At 80.5% G+C, this 333-nt stretch carries 1 protein-coding gene; it reads right to left on the reverse strand.

The window, feature by feature from the left end:
• Nucleotides 1–260, reverse strand: a 260-nt coding sequence (locus VR44_RS34860) for an IclR family transcriptional regulator C-terminal domain-containing protein (protein WP_245692759.1), incomplete at its 3' end; no start/stop codon positions are given.
• Nucleotides 261–333 lie beyond the last annotated feature (73 nt).

The raw sequence follows: 333 nt of genomic DNA on the forward strand, positions 1-333 counted from the left end.
GTCCCCCGGTCCCCGCCCGGTCCGCTCGCGCGCGGCCGCCGGCCCGGCTCCGGCAGCCTGGCCAGCCGCGCGCCGATCGCCGCCGCCGCCCGGCTCACGGCGTCGCACAGCGGAGGGATCAGCTTCGCGTCCAGGGAGGTCACCGCCACGGAGGCCACCACCTGGCCGTCCGCCGCGTGCACCGGGGCCGCCACGCACGACAGGGAGTCCACGCACTGCTCGTAGTCGAACGCGACCCCCCGCTCCCGGATCGCGGCCACCTCGCGGGCCCAAGCGGCCGCCGTCCACCCCGCCGGCCGCCGCGGCACCGGCGCGGACGCCGCCAGCACCAGT

Origin of the sequence: Streptomyces katrae (assembly GCF_000966975.1) — a bacterium.
Taxonomy (GTDB): domain Bacteria; phylum Actinomycetota; class Actinomycetes; order Streptomycetales; family Streptomycetaceae; genus Streptomyces; species Streptomyces katrae.